This is a genomic window from Agromyces sp. NPDC004153, assembly GCF_053603635.1.
This window is the reverse complement of record NZ_JBSGFY010000001.1, coordinates 2,004,097-2,021,149: the sequence shown is the minus strand read 5'-3', so window position 1 is coordinate 2,021,149 and position 17,053 is coordinate 2,004,097. Positions and strand designations below refer to the sequence as shown.

At 72.3% G+C, this 17,053-nt stretch carries 21 protein-coding genes; 11 read left to right on the top strand and 10 right to left on the bottom strand.

Features of this window, described 5'->3' with window-relative positions; translation table 11 throughout:
* Positions 1 to 85 precede the first annotated feature (85 nt).
* The 3 genes from ACWEOH_RS09455 to ACWEOH_RS09445 all read left to right on the top strand — a co-directional run bounded on the left by ACWEOH_RS09455 (position 86) and on the right by ACWEOH_RS09445 (position 2,156).
* A complete protein-coding gene (locus ACWEOH_RS09455; protein WP_452030322.1) occupies positions 86 to 1,414 on the top strand; it encodes a serine/threonine-protein kinase in 1,329 nt (442 codons plus the stop codon).
* The gene (locus tag ACWEOH_RS09450; protein WP_452030320.1) at positions 1,411 to 1,896 is read left to right on the top strand and encodes a hypothetical protein; all 486 of its coding nucleotides are present in this window, start codon (positions 1,411 to 1,413) and stop codon (positions 1,894 to 1,896) included. Before ACWEOH_RS09455 ends, ACWEOH_RS09450 begins: the two co-directional genes overlap by 4 nt.
* Positions 1,897 to 1,997: 101 nt before the next feature.
* Positions 1,998 to 2,156: a hypothetical protein gene (locus ACWEOH_RS09445; protein WP_452030318.1), complete on the top strand. Its 159-nt coding sequence runs from the start codon at positions 1,998 to 2,000 to the stop codon at positions 2,154 to 2,156.
* Here ACWEOH_RS09445 and ACWEOH_RS09440 read toward each other — a convergent pair.
* Positions 2,120 to 2,959: an SDR family NAD(P)-dependent oxidoreductase gene (locus tag ACWEOH_RS09440; RefSeq protein WP_452030316.1), complete on the bottom strand. Its 840-nt coding sequence runs from the start codon at positions 2,957 to 2,959 to the stop codon at positions 2,120 to 2,122. The genes ACWEOH_RS09445 and ACWEOH_RS09440 overlap by 37 nt on opposite strands.
* 68 nt (positions 2,960 to 3,027) lie before the next feature.
* Positions 3,028 to 3,399 (bottom strand): iron chaperone, encoded by a 372-nt coding sequence (locus ACWEOH_RS09435; protein WP_452030314.1) that lies wholly within the window; start codon positions 3,397 to 3,399, stop codon positions 3,028 to 3,030.
* A gap of 68 nt (positions 3,400 to 3,467) precedes the next feature.
* On the opposite strand from ACWEOH_RS09435, the gene ACWEOH_RS09430 reads away from it, so the two are divergent.
* Complete coding sequence (locus ACWEOH_RS09430) at positions 3,468 to 3,935, top strand: GNAT family N-acetyltransferase (protein ID WP_452030312.1); 468 nt, start codon at positions 3,468 to 3,470, stop codon at positions 3,933 to 3,935.
* On the opposite strand, the gene ACWEOH_RS09425 is transcribed toward ACWEOH_RS09430, so the two are convergent.
* Both ACWEOH_RS09425 and ACWEOH_RS09420 read right to left on the bottom strand, forming a co-directional pair.
* Complete coding sequence (locus ACWEOH_RS09425; protein ID WP_452030310.1) at positions 3,932 to 5,206, bottom strand: RNA polymerase sigma factor; 1,275 nt, start codon at positions 5,204 to 5,206, stop codon at positions 3,932 to 3,934. The genes ACWEOH_RS09430 and ACWEOH_RS09425 overlap by 4 nt on opposite strands.
* A 38-nt stretch (positions 5,207 to 5,244) precedes the next feature.
* Complete coding sequence (locus ACWEOH_RS09420) at positions 5,245 to 5,598, bottom strand: YciI family protein (protein WP_452030308.1); 354 nt, start codon at positions 5,596 to 5,598, stop codon at positions 5,245 to 5,247.
* 184 nt (positions 5,599 to 5,782) lie between these two features.
* Here ACWEOH_RS09420 and ACWEOH_RS09415 point away from each other — a divergent pair, with 184 nt between their 5' ends.
* Complete coding sequence (locus ACWEOH_RS09415; RefSeq protein WP_452030306.1) at positions 5,783 to 6,475, top strand: DUF998 domain-containing protein; 693 nt, start codon at positions 5,783 to 5,785, stop codon at positions 6,473 to 6,475.
* A gap of 10 nt (positions 6,476 to 6,485) precedes the next feature.
* Here ACWEOH_RS09415 and ACWEOH_RS09410 read toward each other — a convergent pair whose 3' ends face one another.
* On the bottom strand, positions 6,486 to 7,097 hold the full coding sequence (locus ACWEOH_RS09410) for a TetR/AcrR family transcriptional regulator (RefSeq protein WP_452030304.1): 612 nt from the start codon (positions 7,095 to 7,097) through the stop codon (positions 6,486 to 6,488).
* 68 nt (positions 7,098 to 7,165) lie between these two features.
* Here ACWEOH_RS09410 and ACWEOH_RS09405 point away from each other — a divergent pair, with 68 nt between their 5' ends.
* Positions 7,166 to 8,692, top strand: a complete 1,527-nt coding sequence (locus ACWEOH_RS09405) for a DHA2 family efflux MFS transporter permease subunit (protein WP_452030303.1) — start codon at positions 7,166 to 7,168, stop codon at positions 8,690 to 8,692.
* 72 nt (positions 8,693 to 8,764) lie between these two features.
* On the opposite strand, the gene ACWEOH_RS09400 is transcribed toward ACWEOH_RS09405, so the two are convergent.
* The 4 genes from ACWEOH_RS09400 to ACWEOH_RS09385 form a co-directional block, all read right to left on the bottom strand.
* Positions 8,765 to 9,040 (bottom strand): DUF4190 domain-containing protein, encoded by a 276-nt coding sequence (locus ACWEOH_RS09400; RefSeq protein ID WP_452030301.1) that lies wholly within the window; start codon positions 9,038 to 9,040, stop codon positions 8,765 to 8,767.
* A 197-nt stretch (positions 9,041 to 9,237) separates the two neighbouring features.
* Positions 9,238 to 9,600, bottom strand: a complete 363-nt coding sequence (locus ACWEOH_RS09395; protein WP_452030299.1) for a DUF4190 domain-containing protein — start codon at positions 9,598 to 9,600, stop codon at positions 9,238 to 9,240.
* 122 nt (positions 9,601 to 9,722) lie between these two features.
* Positions 9,723 to 10,514: a DNA alkylation repair protein gene (locus ACWEOH_RS09390; RefSeq protein WP_452030297.1), complete on the bottom strand. Its 792-nt coding sequence runs from the start codon at positions 10,512 to 10,514 to the stop codon at positions 9,723 to 9,725.
* 99 nt (positions 10,515 to 10,613) lie between these two features.
* Positions 10,614 to 11,423, bottom strand: a complete 810-nt coding sequence (locus ACWEOH_RS09385; RefSeq protein ID WP_452030295.1) for a hypothetical protein — start codon at positions 11,421 to 11,423, stop codon at positions 10,614 to 10,616.
* 366 nt (positions 11,424 to 11,789) lie between these two features.
* On the opposite strand from ACWEOH_RS09385, the gene ACWEOH_RS09380 reads away from it, so the two are divergent.
* Together ACWEOH_RS09380 and ACWEOH_RS09375 are read left to right on the top strand one after the other, a co-directional pair.
* Entirely contained in the window at positions 11,790 to 13,250 is a 1,461-nt protein-coding gene (locus ACWEOH_RS09380) for a DUF6421 family protein (protein WP_452030293.1), read from the top strand.
* Position 13,251: 1 nt separating this feature from the next.
* Positions 13,252 to 13,938 (top strand): SDR family NAD(P)-dependent oxidoreductase, encoded by a 687-nt coding sequence (locus ACWEOH_RS09375; RefSeq protein WP_452030292.1) that lies wholly within the window; start codon positions 13,252 to 13,254, stop codon positions 13,936 to 13,938.
* 2 nt (positions 13,939 to 13,940) lie between these two features.
* Here ACWEOH_RS09375 and ACWEOH_RS09370 read toward each other — a convergent pair whose 3' ends face one another.
* Positions 13,941 to 15,047, bottom strand: a complete 1,107-nt coding sequence (locus ACWEOH_RS09370; protein WP_452030290.1) for a DUF4232 domain-containing protein — start codon at positions 15,045 to 15,047, stop codon at positions 13,941 to 13,943.
* Positions 15,048 to 15,200: 153 nt separating this feature from the next.
* On the opposite strand from ACWEOH_RS09370, the gene ACWEOH_RS09365 reads away from it, so the two are divergent.
* Genes ACWEOH_RS09365 through ACWEOH_RS09355 form a run of 3 tightly spaced genes read left to right on the top strand, consistent with a single transcriptional unit; the run spans position 15,201 to position 17,040 of the window.
* Positions 15,201 to 15,554: a PadR family transcriptional regulator gene (locus ACWEOH_RS09365; RefSeq protein WP_452030288.1), complete on the top strand. Its 354-nt coding sequence runs from the start codon at positions 15,201 to 15,203 to the stop codon at positions 15,552 to 15,554.
* A complete protein-coding gene (locus tag ACWEOH_RS09360; protein ID WP_452030286.1) occupies positions 15,551 to 16,306 on the top strand; it encodes a hypothetical protein in 756 nt (251 codons plus the stop codon). Before ACWEOH_RS09365 ends, ACWEOH_RS09360 begins: the two co-directional genes overlap by 4 nt.
* The gene (locus tag ACWEOH_RS09355) at positions 16,303 to 17,040 is read left to right on the top strand and encodes a hypothetical protein (protein WP_452030284.1); all 738 of its coding nucleotides are present in this window, start codon (positions 16,303 to 16,305) and stop codon (positions 17,038 to 17,040) included. The genes ACWEOH_RS09360 and ACWEOH_RS09355 overlap by 4 nt, the downstream gene beginning before the upstream one ends.
* Positions 17,041 to 17,053 lie beyond the last annotated feature (13 nt).

Below are 17,053 nucleotides of genomic sequence, written 5' to 3'. Positions count from 1 at the left end.
CGCTCGCCGTAGCAGAGCGGATGGCGCGTGCCAATCCCCGCCGGGAGCTGGGCGGCTCTCAGGCGGGGCGATTACCCTCGGAAGCGTGACGACCACCCCCAGCAGCGTGAAGGGCGACCCCTTCGCGGGCGCCACGCTCGGCGGCCGCTACCGCATCGACGACCTCATCGGCCGCGGCGGCATGGCGACCGTCTACCGCGGCGTCGACCTGTCGCTGGGGCGACCCGTGGCGGTGAAGGTGTTCGCCGAGGCGGCCGAGGGCATCGACGACGCCGAGCGGCGCCGCAGCGAGACCGCACTGCTCGCGAGCCTCTCGCATCGCGCGCTCGTGCGGTTGTACGACGCGGCGCGCGACGACGACACCGGTCGCGAGTTCCTCGTCATGGAGCTCGTCGACGGGCGCGACCTGCGCGAGGCCCTGAAGCTCGGCCCGCTCGGCAAGGCGGATGCCGCGGGCGTGCTCGCCGACCTCGCCGAGGGGCTGCACGTGATCCACGACCGCGGCATCGTGCACCGCGACGTGAAGCCCGCGAACGTCCTCCTCGAGCCGGCTCACCTGCCCACCCGCACGTGGAACGCCAAGCTGGCCGACTTCGGCATCGCCCGGCTCATCGACGACGCGCGCCTCACCCGCACCGGACTCCTCGTCGGCACGCCCGGCTACCTCAGCCCCGAGCAGGTGAACGGTCGCCCGCCGACGCCCGCCGCCGACGTCTACTCGCTCGGCCTGCTCGTGCTCGAGGCGCGCACGGGCGTGACCGCGTTCCCAGGCCCGGCCGTCGAGTCCGCGAGCGCGCGGCTGGCACGCGATCCCGAGATCCCCGAATCGCTCGGCCCCGACTGGGTCGCGCTGCTGCGCACGATGACCGCGCGCGAGCCCGCCGACCGGCCGACGGCCCTCGAGGTCGCCGTGGCCGCCACGCAGCTCGACACCACGGCATCCGACGACCACGGTGTCACGGCACCGACGATCGCGTTCACGGATGCCGCACGGCCCGATACCGTGGGGGTGACGCCCGCCGCCGCGACCTCCGACGACACGGTGCTGGTCACGCCCGTCGCCGCGACCCCCGTCGACGCGGCGGACGCCACCGCCGCCACGCGAGTGCTGCCCGCGCCCGACCGCTCGTTCTTCGCCACGCCCGCCGCGGCCAGGCCCGGTGTCGAGGCCGCGCCATCGAGGTCCGAGCTGCGCGCGCAGGCCCGCGCCACCCGCGACGGCGAACGCCGTTCGCTGCGCCCGCTGATCGCGATCGGGCTGCTCCTCGCAGTGCTGGGCGTGGCCGCCTGGATCATCATCGGCGCGCTCAGCGCGCCCACGACGGCCCCCGAGCTCGAGCCGCTGCCCGCCGTGCCCGGCGACCTCGGCGTGCACCTCGAGCAACTCGACCAGGCCGTGACGGGTGGCGGATGATGCGCCTCGGGAAGCTCCACCGGCGAACGGCTCTGCCCGCGGTGGTGCTGGCGGCCGGGCTCGCGCTCGGCCTGTCGGCGTGCGCCGCCTCGAGCGAGAACACGGCGGCCGCGATGCACGCCTCGGTCGTGCAGATCTCCGAGCGCGCCGCGGCCGGCGACTACGCCGGCGCCCTCGCCGAGCTCGCCCTGCTCGAGCGCGACGTCGCCACGGCCGCGGAGAACGGCAGCATCGACGCCGCGCGCGAGGCCGAGATCCTCACGGCCATGGACGTCGTGCGCGCCGACCTCGAGGCGGCCGACGTGGCCGGCACGCCGGCGCCCGAGCCCACGACGGAGCCCACGCAGGAGGGCGACGACGACCCCGACCCCGACGAGGACAACCCCAACAAGGGACCGGGCAATAACAGCGGCAACAACGGCAACGGGAACAGCGGCAACAACGGCAACGGGAACAGCGGCAACGACGGCGGCGACGACTGACGCGAGTCGTGGAACCGTCGCCGCTCGGCCGGCACGCCGCGCTCGGCCGGCACCCCGCCGATTCGCGGCCGACGCCCAGCTTGCGCGCGTACGGTCTCGGCATGACCACGGAACTCCTGATCGCGATCTGCGCCGCCGGCCTCGCCGTGCCGATGCTGTTCGGCGTCGTCGCGCAGCGGCTCCGTTCGCGCCCGGTGCCGGTGCGCGTGCGCTCCTCGGAGGGTCAGCGCCGCCCGGTGAACCGCTCCATCGAGCGGTAGACGCCGAACCCGTCGCCGATGATCCGGTCGAAGACCCGGGTCGGCAGGATGCCGCGCAACGCGCGGGAGAGTCCGACGCTCAAGGGCAGCTCGACGAGCGGCGCCCCGGCGAGCATCGCCCGCCACACCCGGTCGACCACGACCTCGGGCTCGAGGACCGGCGCGAGCAGCGGCCCCTTCGCGCCCGCGAACATGCCCGTGGAGATGTAGCTCGGCGTCACGGTCGTGACCTTCACGTTGCCGTGGTCGGCCTGCTCGAGCTCGAGCCGCAGCGAGTCGCTCCAGCCGATGAGCGCAGCCTTCGACGCGGCGTACACGGCCATGCGCGGATTGGCGAGCGTGCCGGCCGCCGACGCGACGTTCACGATGCGCGACGGCCGGTAGGCGTTCGCGATCATGCCGGGGATGAACTCGCGCGTGATGTACATCGGGGCGAGCGCGTTGACCTGCATGGTCGGACGCGTGTCCTCGCCGTTGTCGGTCTCCCAGAAGTAGCGGTTGCCGCGCACGATGCCGGCGTTGTTGATGAGCACGTCGGGATTGCCGACCTCGCGCCGCACGCGCTGGGCGGTCTTCGCGATCGCGCCCAGGTCGCCGACGTCGACGACGTACGACCGCACGGCGGTGCGTCCGCGCGAGAGCGCGCCGAGCTCGTCCGCGGCTCGCGCGAGGGCCGCCGCGTCGCGATCCCACAGGGTGACGGATGCCGCGTACTCGACCACCGCGCGCTCGGCGTACATGCGTCCCATGCCGCCGGCTGCGCCCGTGATGAGCACCTTCGCGCCCTGCACCGTTCTCGTCATCGCTCCATCTTCGCGCACGCGGATGCACGCGCCGCACGCGGTCGCACGCGGTCGCCGTGGGCCGGACGTCAGTCGCCGGACGCCTCGGCCTCGCGTCGCTGCCGGACGATCTCGGCCGACACGCGCGTGATCAGTTCGTAGGGCACGGGCTTCGCGTAGGAGAAGTTCACCGAGTCGGTCTTGGCGCGGAACGGCGCGATCTCGTCCTCGAGCGCGCCGTCGAACCGCGGCACCGGGTAGAGGCCGACGTGGTGCTTCCAGCCCGCGAAGTGGATGGCGTAGCGCCCGCCGAGCATGACCGCGGCGATGCCGTACCGCACCTTCTCCTCGCCGTCGGGCACGCCCGCGTGGATCGCGGCGCGCACCTGTTCGAGGACGTCGCGCACGTCGTCGGGGAAGGTGGCGAGGTACTCGTCCACCGTCTGCGGTCCGGCTGCCATGCCTGCAGCGTACAACACTGAACCGATTGGTTCAACGATGCGGAGGTGGTGCGTGCGAGCATGGGCGGATGACGACTCCCGACATCCGACTCGTCCCGAAGTCCGACGAGGCGACCGCAGCGTGGCTGCCGATCGCGATGGCCGCCTACGAGGCGGCGCGGATGCGCGCGGGGGACACGCCCGAGCAGGCGGCGGAGGCGCGGAAGCTCTCGGAGGGGCAGTTCTTCCCCGGCGGGCGCCTGGTCGCCGGCCACTTCCTGTTCACGGTCGAGGTCGACGGCGAGGATGCCGGATGGCTCTGGATCGGGCCGTCGAGCGACGCGTCGAGCTGGTGGGTGTGGGACGTCGCCGTGCACGAGCGGTTCCGCGGTCGCGGGATCGGTCGCGCCACGATGCTCCTGGCCGAGGACGTGGCCCGGTCGCAGGGCGCGGCGTCGATCCGGCTCAACGTGTTCGCCTACAACACGCCGGCGATCCGCCTCTACGACGAGCTCGGCTACGAGACCGCGTCGATGCACAAGCAGAAGCTGCTCTAGCCCGATCCCCGTGCGGCATCCGCCCGGCGCAGCAGCAGCTGCCGCTCGCGCTCGTTCGCGGTCATCGACGCAGCACGCTCGAACTCCGCCGCCGCCTCGGCGCCGCGGCCCTGCCGCTCGTAGAGGTCGCCGCGCACGCTCGGCACGAGGTGGTAGCCGCGCAACGCGGGCACGTCGTCGAGCTGGTCGAGCAGCGCGAGGCCGGCGGCCGGTCCGCGCGCCCGCCCGAGCGCCACCGCCCGGTTGAGCTCGGCGACCGGCGAGCCGGTGCGGCGCCCGAGCTGCTCGTAGAGCTCGGCGACGCGGTCCCAATCGGTGTCGTCGACGGATGCCGCGCGCGCATGCTCCACGGCGATCGCCGCCTGCAGGGCGTACGGGCCGGCCTCGGCGTCGGGACCCACTGCCGCCAGGAGCGCGTCGGCCCGGGCGAGGGCGTCGAGCCCGCGGCGGATGCGCGCGGCATCCCACCGCCCGCGGTCCTGCGCGTCGAGCAGGATCGGCTCGCCGTCGGGACCCGCTCGCGCGGCGAGCCGCGACGACTGCAGCTCCATGAGCGCAGCCAGTCCGTGGACCTCGGGGTCGTCGGGCACGAGCGCCGTCAGGATGCGGCCGAGCCGGACGGCCTCGTCGCAGAGCGCCGGGCGCATCCAGTCGTCGCCCTCGGTGGCGGAGTAGCCCTCGTTGAAGAGCAGGTAGACGACGCCGAGCACGGTCTCGAGTCGCTCGGCCCGCTCGGGCCCGCTCGGCTCCTCGATCGCGGCGCGTGCCTCGGCGAGCGTGCGCTTGGCCCGCGAGACGCGCTGCGCGATGGTGGCCTCGGGCGCGAGGTACGCCCGCGCGATCTCGCGCGTCGAGAGGCCGGCGACGAGCTTGAGCGTGAGGGTGGTCTGCGCCTCCGGCGTGAGTGCCGGGTGGCAGCAGATGAACATGAGGCGCAGCACGTCGTCCTCGACGTGGTCGATGCCCGCGCCGGGGTCCTCGACGACCGCCGCGGAGAGCTCGCGCGCGAGCGCCGCCGCGGCCGCGTCGTGCTTGGCGCGGGCGCGGAACGCGTCGACGGCGCGACGCTTCGCCGTGGTCATGAGCCATGCTCCCGGGTTGTCGGGGATGCCGGAGGCCGGCCACTGCGCGAGGGCGGCGACGATCGCGTCCTGCGCGAAGTCCTCGGCGAGGCCGACGTCGCGCACGATGCGCACGAGCGCGGCGATGAGCCGCGTCGACTCCAGCCGCCAGACGGCCTCGATCGCGGCGCGCGTCGTCTCGTCGCCCACGCGAGCATGAGACCACGCGCGCCGCGCGGGTGCAAGCGTCAGAACTCGGCGATCTGCCGGATCTCGACACTGCCCTCGAAGCCGGGCCAGTTGTCCTTGTGGATCTGCATCAGCCGGCGACCGAGCTCGAGCGCCTCGTCGTACGAGCGGACCTCGATGACGGCGTAGCCGCCGACGAGCTCCTTCGCCTCGGTGAACGGACCGTCGACGGCCTTGATGTTCCCGTCGACGAGCGAGACGATCGCGCCGGCGTCGCTCGGCAGCAGCCCCTGGCTGTCGATCAGCACGCCGTTCGCCCGTCCCCAGCGGTCGTACTCCGCCATCGCCTCGTACACGGCCGGGGGCGTCTCGCCGTTCGACTCGCTGGACTTCATCAGGCACATGTAGCGCATGGGATCCCTCCTCGGTGCGGCGTGCTCGGTCGGCTCGCCCTCACGATAGCGTCGGCGGCTCGACGCCGTTCTCGACATGCGTCCGAAGAATTCCGAGATCGATGTCGAGAACGGATGCCGCGCCGCGACGCCATGGTGAACGACCCGATCGATCGACCGGGTCACGATCGGAAGGAACGACGCCATGGACATCCGCACCGACACCGCGACCACCCGGGTCGCCCCGAGCACCGTGGACCGCCGACCGGCGCACGCCGGCGATCGCACGACCCGGGCACTCGTGACGGCAGGCGTCGTCTCGGGCCCGCTCTTCGTCGCCGTGGGCCTCGTGCAGGTGCTCACGCGGGAGGGCTTCGACCTGACGCGGCATCCGCTCAGCCTGCTCTCGCTCGGCGATCTCGGCTGGATCCAGATCGCGAACTTCATCGTCGCGGGAGTGCTCATGCTCGCGTTCGCGGTCGGCACTCGCCGGAGCCTCGGCGACGGGCCCGGCCGGACCTGGGCGCCCGTGCTGTTCGCGCTCTACGGCGTGGGCCTCGTGCTCGGCGGCGCCTTCACCGCCGACCCGGCGCTCGGGTTCCCGGTCGGCACGCCCGACGGCTACCCGACCGAGTGGACCTTCCACGGGACGGTGCACGCGTTCGCCGCACCGCTCGCGTTCCTCGCGCTCGTGGCGGTGACGTGGGTCGTCGCGCGACGGCTGGCGTGGGAGGGGCACCGCGCGGCGGCGATCTGGTCGCGCGTGATCGGCGTGGCGTGCCTGCTGCTCTGCCTGCCGTTCGGGCCCGGGATGAGCGTGCGGCTGTTCGTGGGCGTCGCCCTCGGGTTCGCGTGGATCACCGCGTACGGGATCTCGCTGCTGCGGTCGACGCGCTAGTCGCCGCCGCTCACCAGGGCTCGCCGACCTCGGGGAGGAACGCGCGAACCTTCTCGACGGCGTCGGGGAAGCATGCCTCGAGCACCTCGGTGGCCGAGACCTCGTTGCCGTAGTCGCCGGTGAGCCGCAGACCGACGATCGCGTTGATGAGCATGCCGGTCGCCATGAACTCGCGGGTCTCCTCGGCCGAGAAGCCCGCCTCCTCGCGGATGAAGCGCCAGATGTCGCTGAACCCGGCGCGGGCCACTCGCCCGATCTCGGGCTCGCCCCCGAGCGCCGTCGAGTTGGCGATGACCGGGAGCATGCCGCGCTCGGCGAGGAGGCCCGTGTACGCGCTGCCCATCCGCCCCGCCCGACCCTCGACGTCGCCCGGGAGCGCACGGCGGAACTCGTCGATGAGGCGCGCGTAGGCGCGCTCGATGACCGCGATGAACAGCTTCTCCTTGGTGCCGAACAGCCGCACGACGTAGGGCTGGCTCACGCCGGCGGCGCGGGCGACCTCGTCGGTCGTGGTGCCCACGTAGGTCTTGGCGCCGAACACGGCCGTGGCCGCCGCGAGGATCAGCTCCCGACGGTCGGCGGCCTTCATGCGAGCGGCCGGCGCGACATCTTGGATCGTCATGCTTGACATGTTATCAGTCGATTACTACAGTCCAAGTAATCATCCGATAACAACTTCAAGGAGCCGACGTGTCCACCGTCCTCGATGCCGCACCCGGGCCGCGCACGCGGTCCGCCGCCGGCCGCCGGCCGAGCCCGCTCTGGCTCGTCCTCGTGGCGACCGCGCTGCCGATGTTCATGGCCACCCTCGACAACCTCGTGATGACGAACGCGCTGCCCGTGCTGCACGCGGAGTTCGGGGCATCCGTCGAGGAGCTGCAGTGGTTCATGAATGCCTACACCCTCGCGTTCGCGAGCTCGATCCTCATGGCCGTCGCGCTCGGCGACCGCTACGGGCGCCGCACCCTGTTCCTCATCGGCATCGTCGTCTTCACGCTGAGCTCGGCGTTCGCCGCCCTCGCCGCCGACCCCGGCCAGCTCATCGCCGCCCGCGCGCTGCAGGGCTTCGGCGCGGCCGCGATCATGCCGCTCTCCCTCACGCTCCTCGCCGGCAACGTGCCGGTCGCCAGGCGTCCGCTCGCCATCGGCATCTGGGGCGGCGTGGCGGGCCTCGGCGTCGCGACCGGTCCGCTCATCGGCGGCGCCGTGCTCGAGGGCTGGGCCTGGCAGGCGATCTTCTGGATCAACGTCCCCGTCGGCGTCGTCTCGGTCGCGCTCGCGCTGCTCGCGCTGCCGAACAGCTTCGGCGCCCGCCTGCGCGCCGATGTGATCGGGCTCGTGCTCTCGGGTGTCGGCCTGCTCGCCCTCGTCTACGGGATCGTCCGGGGCAACGAGGCCGGTTGGGAGAGCCTCGAGGTGCTCGGGAGCCTGATCGCGGGCGGCGTGCTGCTCGCCGCGTTCGTCGCCTGGGAGTGGCGCGCCACGGCACCGCTCCTGCCGCTGCGGCTGTTCCGCGACCGCAGCTTCTCGGTGGCGAACCTCGCCGGATTCGGCTTCAGCTTCGGCGCGTTCGGGTCGATCTTCATCCTGATCCAGTTCCTGCAGGTGGTGCAGGGCGCGACGCCGCTCGAGGCGGCGCTGCAGACCTCGCCGTGGACGCTCGCCCCGATGGTGGTCGCCCCGCTCGCGGGCCTCATCGCGCCTCGCGTCGGCACGCGCGCGCTCATCGTGTCGGGCCTGCTGCTGCTCGGCGGCGCCCTCTTCTGGCTGTCGGGTCTGCTCGACGCCTCGGTCGAGTACTCGACCTACATCGCCCCGTTCGTGATCGCCGGCGTCGGCATGGGGCTCGTGTTCGCCCCCTCGTCGACCGCGGTGCTGGCCACCATGGTGCCCGACGACCACGCGAAGGCGAGCGGCACCAACTCGATGCTGCGCGAGGTCGGCGTGGCGCTGGGCATCGCGGTGTCCACGGCCGTGTTCACGGGGGCGGGCGGCCAGCTCACGCCGGTGGACTACGCGGTGGGCGCCCAGCCCGCGGTGCTCGTGGGAGCGGCCGTGCTCGTGGCATCCGCGCTCGTCGCCATGCTGCTGCCCGCAGGTCGGGCAGCGAAGGCCGCGACGGCGGAGCAGCACGCGACCGAGACGACCGCGACGGCAGAGCCGGCCGCGCCGTCGGCCGACGCCGATCCCGTCGGCGCGGGCGCTCGCGTCGGCTGAGCCGCGTCACCGCCTCGAGCCCCGTCCGCGCGAACGCGCCGGGCGGGGTCTCGTCGTCTCGGGATGGCCGGGCTAGGCGCTCGCCATGAACGAGGCGAGCCCGAAGAAGCCCCAGATGATGCCGAGGATGATCGTCACCAGGCCGATGATGATCGCCGCGTTGGCGAAGCCCTTGCCGCGGTCGCCGCTCTTGCCCACCTGGTTGAGGGCGATGAAGCCGAGGATGACCGCGATGATGTTGAACCCGAGGAGCGAGATCACGAACGCGACGATCGAGAGCACGTTCCACTTGCCGGTCGCGGCGGATGCCGGCGGCTGGTCGTAGTCGGGCGAAGCGTAATCGGACATTGGCCCTCCACTGCGTGATGGCTGACGGTCGCTGATCTGCATCGTGGCAGCCGCGTCGTCGGGGTGTCAACGGCCCCGATCGGGGCGACGGCGTTCGCCGCCGTGGCAGTGCCGGCGCGGCGAGCGAATCGCGGGCCCCGACACGACGAAGTCCCCGGTCCGCACCGCGTGCGGAACCGGGGACTCGTGGTCGTCCGCTACTGGACCGTGATGTTCGGGTTCGCCATGAGCGCCGTGAAGACGACGATCCAGACGATGATGCCGATGATGATCGTCACGAAGCCCAGGACGATCGCCCAGAGGGCGAGGCCCCGGCCGCGCTCGCCGGTCTTCTTGATCTGGTTGAGGCCGATGAAGCCCAGGATGATCGAGATCAGGCTGAAGCCGAGGAAGACGATCACGAACGCGACGATCGACAGGACGTTCCACTTCTCCCCGGTCGCCGGCGCGGGAGCCGCGGCGGCAGCGGGAGCGGGAGCGGGAGGGGCCGGAGCCGGAGCCGGCGTCGCGGCCGGAGTGGGCTCGGGCTGCGATGCCGGGGGAGGTACTGAATCAGTCATGTGAGCGTTCCTCGCGATCTTGGTGGACGAATGGCCGTTCCGCATACTGGCAGCGCGCCGAACGGCTGTCAACGACCGACGACGGGCGAGTCGTCATCGGGTGACGCAACCGTGATCCGACGTCATACGGCGCGGCGCATCGCGCGATAGGCGAGCCGGTCCTCGGGGGACAGGTGCTCGGTCGCGTACGACAGCATGGTGCGCGGCATCTGCGGGGCGTACTCGTCGAGGAACGCCGTGAGCGCGCCGCGGTCGACGCGCTTGCCGACCTCGCGCAGCATCCAGCCGACCGCCTTGTGCATGAGGTCTTCGCGATCGTCGAGGAGCCGGGCCGCGAGCCGCAGCGTCGGCGCCGCGTCCCCGGCCTTGATGAAGGCGAAGCTCGCGAGCACGGCGACCCGGCGCTCCCACAGCGAAGCGGATGCCGCGAGCCGGTCGAGCAGCGGGTCGTCGCCCCGTCGGGCGTCCACGAGCACCTCCCCGACCAGCCATTCGGCCGAGCTGTCCACGAGGTCCCAGTTGTTCACGCGCCCTGCGTGCACCGCGTCGAGGTAGCCGGTGTGGAGTGCGGCGCGCTCCGCGTCGTCGCGCGTGCGGGGCCGGCCGGCGACCTGGAACCGCCGCACCATGATGAGGAGCGCGGCGAGGCGGTGCTCGTGGACGTCGCTCGCCAGGAGGCGGGTGACCTCGTGCGGCGGCAGGTCGGCGAATCGGGCGACCACGGTGCGCGTGTCGGGCACCGTCACGCCGATGAAGACGTCACCCTCGCCGTACTGGCCCGGCCCCGTCTTGAAGAACCGCGCCGAACCGGCGGCCCGCTCGGGGGAGGCGAGTCGGGCGAGGGCGTCCTGCACCGCCTCGGCGGTGAGCGACGCGGCATCCGTGTCACTCGCGGCATCCGTGGCGTGACCCATGTGCGGCACCCTACCGGCACCGCCCGGCACGCGAACGAGCGCGGCGAGTCGTCTCCGATCTCGCCGCGCCCGTGAACGGACCGCGGGGGTGCCGCCCGTTCAGAACCGGCCCCCGATGGGAGACAGGTCGTCGTCGACCGTGTCGCCCTGAGGCGTGGGTGTGGGTGCGAGGTCGCTGCCCTGGGTGGGCGAGACGTCGTCCTGCACCACGACGGGGGCGCTGCCCTTCAGCTCGCGGATCGCGGCATCCGATCGCGCCTGGCCGTACGCGCTGAGGCGCTGGCCCTGCATCTCGGCAGCGGTCACGTCGGCGGCGGCGTGCGCCTCGGCGTACTCGCTGAGCCGCGTGCCCTGCATGTCCGCGGCGCTCACGCCGGACTGCGTGCTGCCCTTGAGCTCGCGGACGACATCGGCGCTGAACGGCTTCTGCTCGACCGTCACGGCCTGCGAGTGCAGCTCACGACGGGCGTCCGCGCTGAACGGCTTCTGCTCGACCGTCACGGCCTGCGAGTGCAGCTCACGGCGGGCATCGGCGCTGAACTCGCGCGCGCTCTGCTGCAGCACCGGCTGGGAGTGCAGCTCACGGCGGGCATCGGCGCTGAACTCGACCGGACCCTGCACCACGGGCTGGGAGTGCAGCTCGCGGAGGGCGTCCGCGCTGAACTCGCGCGGCGCCTGCGCGGCCTGCTCGGCCATGCGGGCCGTGATGCGGTTCTCGACTCGCGTCGGCGAGAGGTCGTCGCGCACGATGACCTCGCCACGGCCGAGGCCGATCACTGCTGCGGCATTCGCCGCGGGGCGCAGGTCGTCGCGGACCTGTCCGCCCTGTGCGGCCACGCCGGCGCAGCCGCTCATCAGAACCACCAGCGACGCGATCGCGATGACCGGTGCCGCCGTCCTTGCATTCATGGTTCCTGTCCTTCCTGGTTGGGGGTCCACGGGGGTGTGGGGTACTCGTGAAGCTACGGATGCCCCGGGGACGCCGGATCCGGGGTGCCACCCCGAACCGCTACCGGCTTTCCTGAGCTTTTCTCAGTGGTGACCGCAGGCGTATGCTCCGAGCGGAGGGGGCGGGCACCCTGACCGTCGGCGCGGCGGAGGCGTGCGCGAGGTGGCGGAGTCCGTCGCGAGATCACGCGTGCACGCAAGAAAGCCGCAGTCGACCGCAACACATCGCGGGAAGCCTGCGTCTAGCCTTGGAACAGCGGCCGATCCGGCCGCATCGAGGTCGCACTCGCGACCGCGCCCACGCACCCACGGGGAACGGAGGTTCACATGTCGAACATCACGATCGACGCCATCATCGGCGAACCCGAGGTCCTCGAGGACGACGTGACCGCAGCCGACATCGCGCTCGCGCAGGGCGTCGAGTCGGACCCGGCATGGCTCCGCCTGAAGGAGTCGGCCACGAAGCTGCAGGCGCTGCAGGTGAAGGACGGCTCGGTCCCCGAGGAGGCCGACCGGCCCGAGGCATCCGCCCTCGTCGACGCCGTCGTCGAGTCGATCGAGGCGCTCGCGCCGCGGTTCCCGCACGAGCGCGCGTACCTCGCGGCGTCCGTCGCGGACTTCCGCCGCTGGCAGGCCGAGGGCTTCGGCGTGCCCGACTTCCTCGACTCGCTCGTCGAGTTCCAGCCGCAGCGGCACCGCGTCGACGGCATCCGCCACCTCGTCGTGTTCCCCATGTACACGCAGAACGGCTCGGCCGACCGGCACGTCGAGGCGCTCGTGGTCGAGACCATCTGGCCCGAGTTCATCGCCGCGCTCGAGGCGGGCGACTACTCGAACAAGCTGTTCGTCTCGCTCCGCCTGGTGGACTTCACGCCCGGCTACGACACGAACTCGGCGGTGCTGTTCCCCGAGACCGTGGCCATGCGCGAGATCCCGCCCTTCACCTGGGGCGCGATCTTCCAGGACCGCGAGGCGGCGCGCTACCGCCGGGTGGTGCGCGCCGCCGCCGAGATCACGAAGCTCGAGCTGCCCGAGGACGCCGCGGCGCTGCTCGACGACCAGGAGCTCGCCGAGCGCACGTTCGTGATGTGGGACATCATCCACGACCGCACGCACATGCGCGGCGACCTGCCGTTCGACCCGTTCATGATCAAGCAGCGCATGCCGTTCTTCCTCTACTCGCTCGAGGAGCTGCGCTGCGACCTCACCGCGTTCCGCGAGTCGGTCAAGATCGAGCGCCAGCTGCGGGCCCGCACGACGGATGCCGCGGCGGCCCCGCTCTCCGAGGTCGAGCAGCAGCTGCTCGAGCACGCGAAGCTCGTGCAGTACGCCGTGATCTTCGACCGGATCTTCCGGTTCGCGATCACGGGGTCGCGCGTGCGGAACTACGACGGCCTCGGCGGCCAGCTGCTCTTCGCGTGGCTGCACCAGAAGCACGTGCTCGAGTGGACCGACGTCTCGCTGAGCTTCGACTGGTCGGCCGTACCCGACGCGGTCGTCGAGCTCGGCGACGCGATCGACGAGCTCTACTGGAAGTCGATCGACCGCCCGAAGACGGCGCACTGGCTCGCGGCCTACGAGCTCGTCCGCGGCGTGCTGACGCCCAACCCGGCGTCGGTGTGGGCCGAGGGCCTGCCGCGCGAGGTGCTCGCCGGCCCGCCGAAGGGCTACACCGACCTCGTGATGGACGACGAGTTCCCGCTCTCGATGTTCTACGAGGCGCTCGAGAAGAAGATGAAGCCGGTCATCGAGTCGACGGTCGGCATCACCGGCGCCTCGGAGGCCTGACGTGGCGGTCGCCGGCCGGACCGTGCTCATCGCGGGGGCGACGAGCGCGGCCGGCCGGGCCGTCGCTCGGGCGCTGCTCGACGCGGGCGCGAACGTGGTCGCCGTCGGCAGCGACGAGGGTCGCATCCGGGCGCTCGAGCAGGAGCTCCCCGGCGTCCTCGGCGAGCACGCCGACCTGACCGACGGCGACGACGTCCTCGAGCTGTCGATGCGCGTGCGCGCACGCACCGGCGACATCGACGGCGTGATCCACCTCGTCGGCGGCTGGCGCGGCGGCGGCGGCATCATGGGCCAGACCGAGGAGGACTACCGCGTGCTCGAGCGGTCGTTCACGGCCCTCCGCTACGTGAGCCGCGCGTTCTGGCAGGACATGATCACGTCGACCGCCGGACGGATCGCGATCGTCTCCTCGACGACGGTCGAGAACCCGACCACCGGCAACGCGAACTACGCGGCCGTCAAGGCCGCGAGCGAGTCGTGGATGCGCTCGCTCGCGAAGGGCTTCGCGCCGCGACCGGTCGACGCCGCCGGAGCACGGCAGCCCGTGGAGCCCGGCGGCGGGGCCGCCGTGATCTTCCGCGTGCGGTCGCTCGCCGGGCTCGAGGAGCAGCTCGCGGCATCCGTCGTGGACATGTGGAACGGCGCCGCGAGCGAACTCAACGGCGCCGTCATCACGCTCGGCGACTGAACTCAGGCCGGGATGAACGCCCCGATCTCGAGCACCGTCGACCCGTCGGCGCAGACCGGGATCGGCGCGGCGCCGACGACGCCGGGCCCTGCACCGTCCGACGTGACGTAGGCCCGCAGGTGGTCGGCGGTCACGGCCTCGCAGCCCCACGCGGCGGGGTCGGGCGCCGTGCCGAGCACGACGGCGGCGTCGCCGTTCGCGAGCACGAACGGTTCGCCCAGGTCGTCGCCGACCGCCCACGACCGCCCGATCCGGGCGTCGTCGGCCGCCTCCACGACGAGACCGGGCCATCCCCAGATCGAGCACGGCGTGTCCGTCGCGTTCGTGAAGACCAGCTCGAATCCGGATGCCCCGACGACCGACAGGTCGGGCCGGGAGACGAACTCGAGGGTCAGCTGCTCGTCCTGGCACTTGGCCGGGAGCGGCGTCGGCTCCTCGGGCGTGGTGACCTCACCCGGTGCGCCGTGCAGGGCGTCCAGCGGTCCGAGCCGGAGCGACCACGTTCCGTCCGTGCAGACGGCGACCTGGGCGTCATCGACGATTCCGCCGCCGGCTCCGTCCGAGGAGATGTAGGCGCGCAGGTGATCGGAGGTCGCCGCAGCACAGCCCACCGCGGACGGGACGGCCGCCGTCCCCTCGGCGACGGCCTGGCCGCCGTCGGGCGGGAGGACCGCCAGCGTGCTCGTCGCTCCCGAGGCGAGCGCCCACGTGAGCGTCGCGCCTTCGGCGTCCTCCGCGACCAGGCCCGGCCATCCGTCGAACGAGCACGGTCGCGACCCGACATTCGTGAAGACCAGGTCGAACGCGGTGGCCTCCGCGGTCGACCGGTCGGGGCGCTCGCGGTAGTCCACGGCGAGGTTCCAGTCCTCGCAGTGGTCGGGGCCCGCATCGTGCGACGTCGCCCCCGCGTCCGCCGCCGTCGCCGCGTTCGAGACCTTGCTCGCCTCGGCGGCCAGGACCTCGCTCATCACCGCGGGTCCTGACGTCGCGGCGACGGGGTCCGGCCCGCCCGCGTCGGCCGCGCCCGCCATCCACGCCGTTCCCCCGGTGAGCGTCGCCGTCAAGGCCACCCCGGCGATCGCTCGAAACACCACCCTCTTGGTGTGCATGTCGTTCCCCTTCCGAGCCGCCCCATGGGACGGCTCCGTCTGGGCCGCCGATCAGGCGACTCGGGGGGACGCTAGCATATGGGCAGGTATCTTCCTATAGTTTCGGCAGATATCTTCCTATACATCTGGACGATATCTTCCTACACTGAACCCATGCCACGCAGACGGGAAGGGCGGCTGGTCGACCTCGAGGTCGACATCCTCGGCGCCGGGATCGAGCTCCAGGCGGAAGACGGCGACTTCTACGGCTTCGCACTCGCCAAGCGCATCGCCGACCGGGCGGGAGCCACCGCGCTCACCGCGCACGGCACCCTCTACAAGGCGCTCAGCCGCCTCGCCGAACGCGGCCTGGTCGAATCCGAATGGGAGGACCCGGGTATCGCCGCCGACGAGGGCCGGCCTCGACGGCGGCTCTACCGGGTGACCGGCGCCGGCGTCGCCGCCTGTCGCGCCGAGACCGAGCAGCGCACCGCGCTCGCACCGAACCCGAGGACGGCGTTCGCATGACCACCGTCACGCTCGAACCCGACGGCGGGCTCGGGCTCGAGGCATCCGCTCGCATTCGACACCGGGCCGCGGGCCGCGTCGACGCGACGGTGCTCGCCTGGTGCCGGTGGTACACCGCCGACCTGGCCGACGGCGTCGCGGCCGAACGCCGGGCCGAAGTCGCCTCCGACCTCTACGAGGAACGCGAGCACTCGGGTGCCCGTGCGACGGCCTCGATCCTCGGACGGGCGATCCGCGGCATCCCGGCCGACCTCGCCTGGCGTGGCGCACGGTTGCGCCGCGCCGCGATGGGCGCCCCGAGGGGCACGTTCCCGCTCGCGATGCCGGCCCTCGCGCACCTCGCTGCGATCGCACTCGTCGCCTGGGGCGGGTTCATCGTCTGGCGCGTCGCACGCAGCATGCTCATCGGCGACTGGCGCGGCGCGGCCGACGTCGCCGAGCTCTCGGTCGTCGGCCTGGTCCTCGCGCTCGTCGGGTCGTGGCTGCTCATGGTCGCCCGACGACGCGCGTTCGCCGGGCTCGTGCTCGCGATCGCGGCCTACCTGCTCATCCGGTTCGGCACCTACGCGCTCATGGAGACGAGCGTGAGCTTCACGGCGTACTTCTCGACCTCTACGGCGCAGATGGTGCTGCTGAACCGGGTCGCGACTGGCGCTGCCGTGCTCTTCTTCCTCTCGATGGCCGCGTGGTGGACCGCACCGAAGGCCGTGGCCGAGCCCGAGGCAGCCGCTCGGCCCGCGGACGGCGAATGAACGTCAGGCGACTGGCCGCTCCGATCGCGATGGGCGGCATCCTGGTCTGCGCGGCGGCGGTCGCGCTCACGGCCTTCGGCGCGTTCGGGACGTCCTGGTTCGAGCTCGCCGGCGACGACGTCGCAGCAGACGGCGAGACCGTCGACCTCGACGCTGGAGAGTCGGATGCCTCGACCGTCGATGCCCTGGCCATGGAGGTGCCCATCTCCGACCTCTCGACGGTGGAGGGCCAGGAGGAGTACATGGGCCGGGAGCAGGTCATCGCCGAGTGCATGGCCGGCAAGGGCGTGACGTACGTGCCCGCGGCCCCGTGGCTCAATCAGGATTCACAGCCGCGAGGGCTGAGCTTCGAGCAGTCGATCATCTGGCTCAACGCGTTCTACGGCGAGGCTCGCGACGACTGGTCGGTGCCCGCCTCGGACTGGAAGCAGCGCGGCTGCCTCGGCGTGGGGGAGCACGCCGTGGCGGTCGCCCGGGCAGCAGGGACCCCGCTCTCGGCGCCGGTGCCCGCGCCCGACCCCGACGCGATGACCGAGGAGGAGGAGATGGCGGCGTTCCAGGACGAGATCCGCTCGTGCCTGGCCGAGCAGGGCTTCGGCGAGTTCGACGACGGCACGGACGCCTGGTGGGTCGCCATGTACGGCGACGCGGGCACCGGTGCCGCCTACCGCTGGGAGGACGCCGGATGCCACGGTTACGCCGTCCATGTCCTCGGCAACGACAACATGCACTGACTGACCGGGCGGC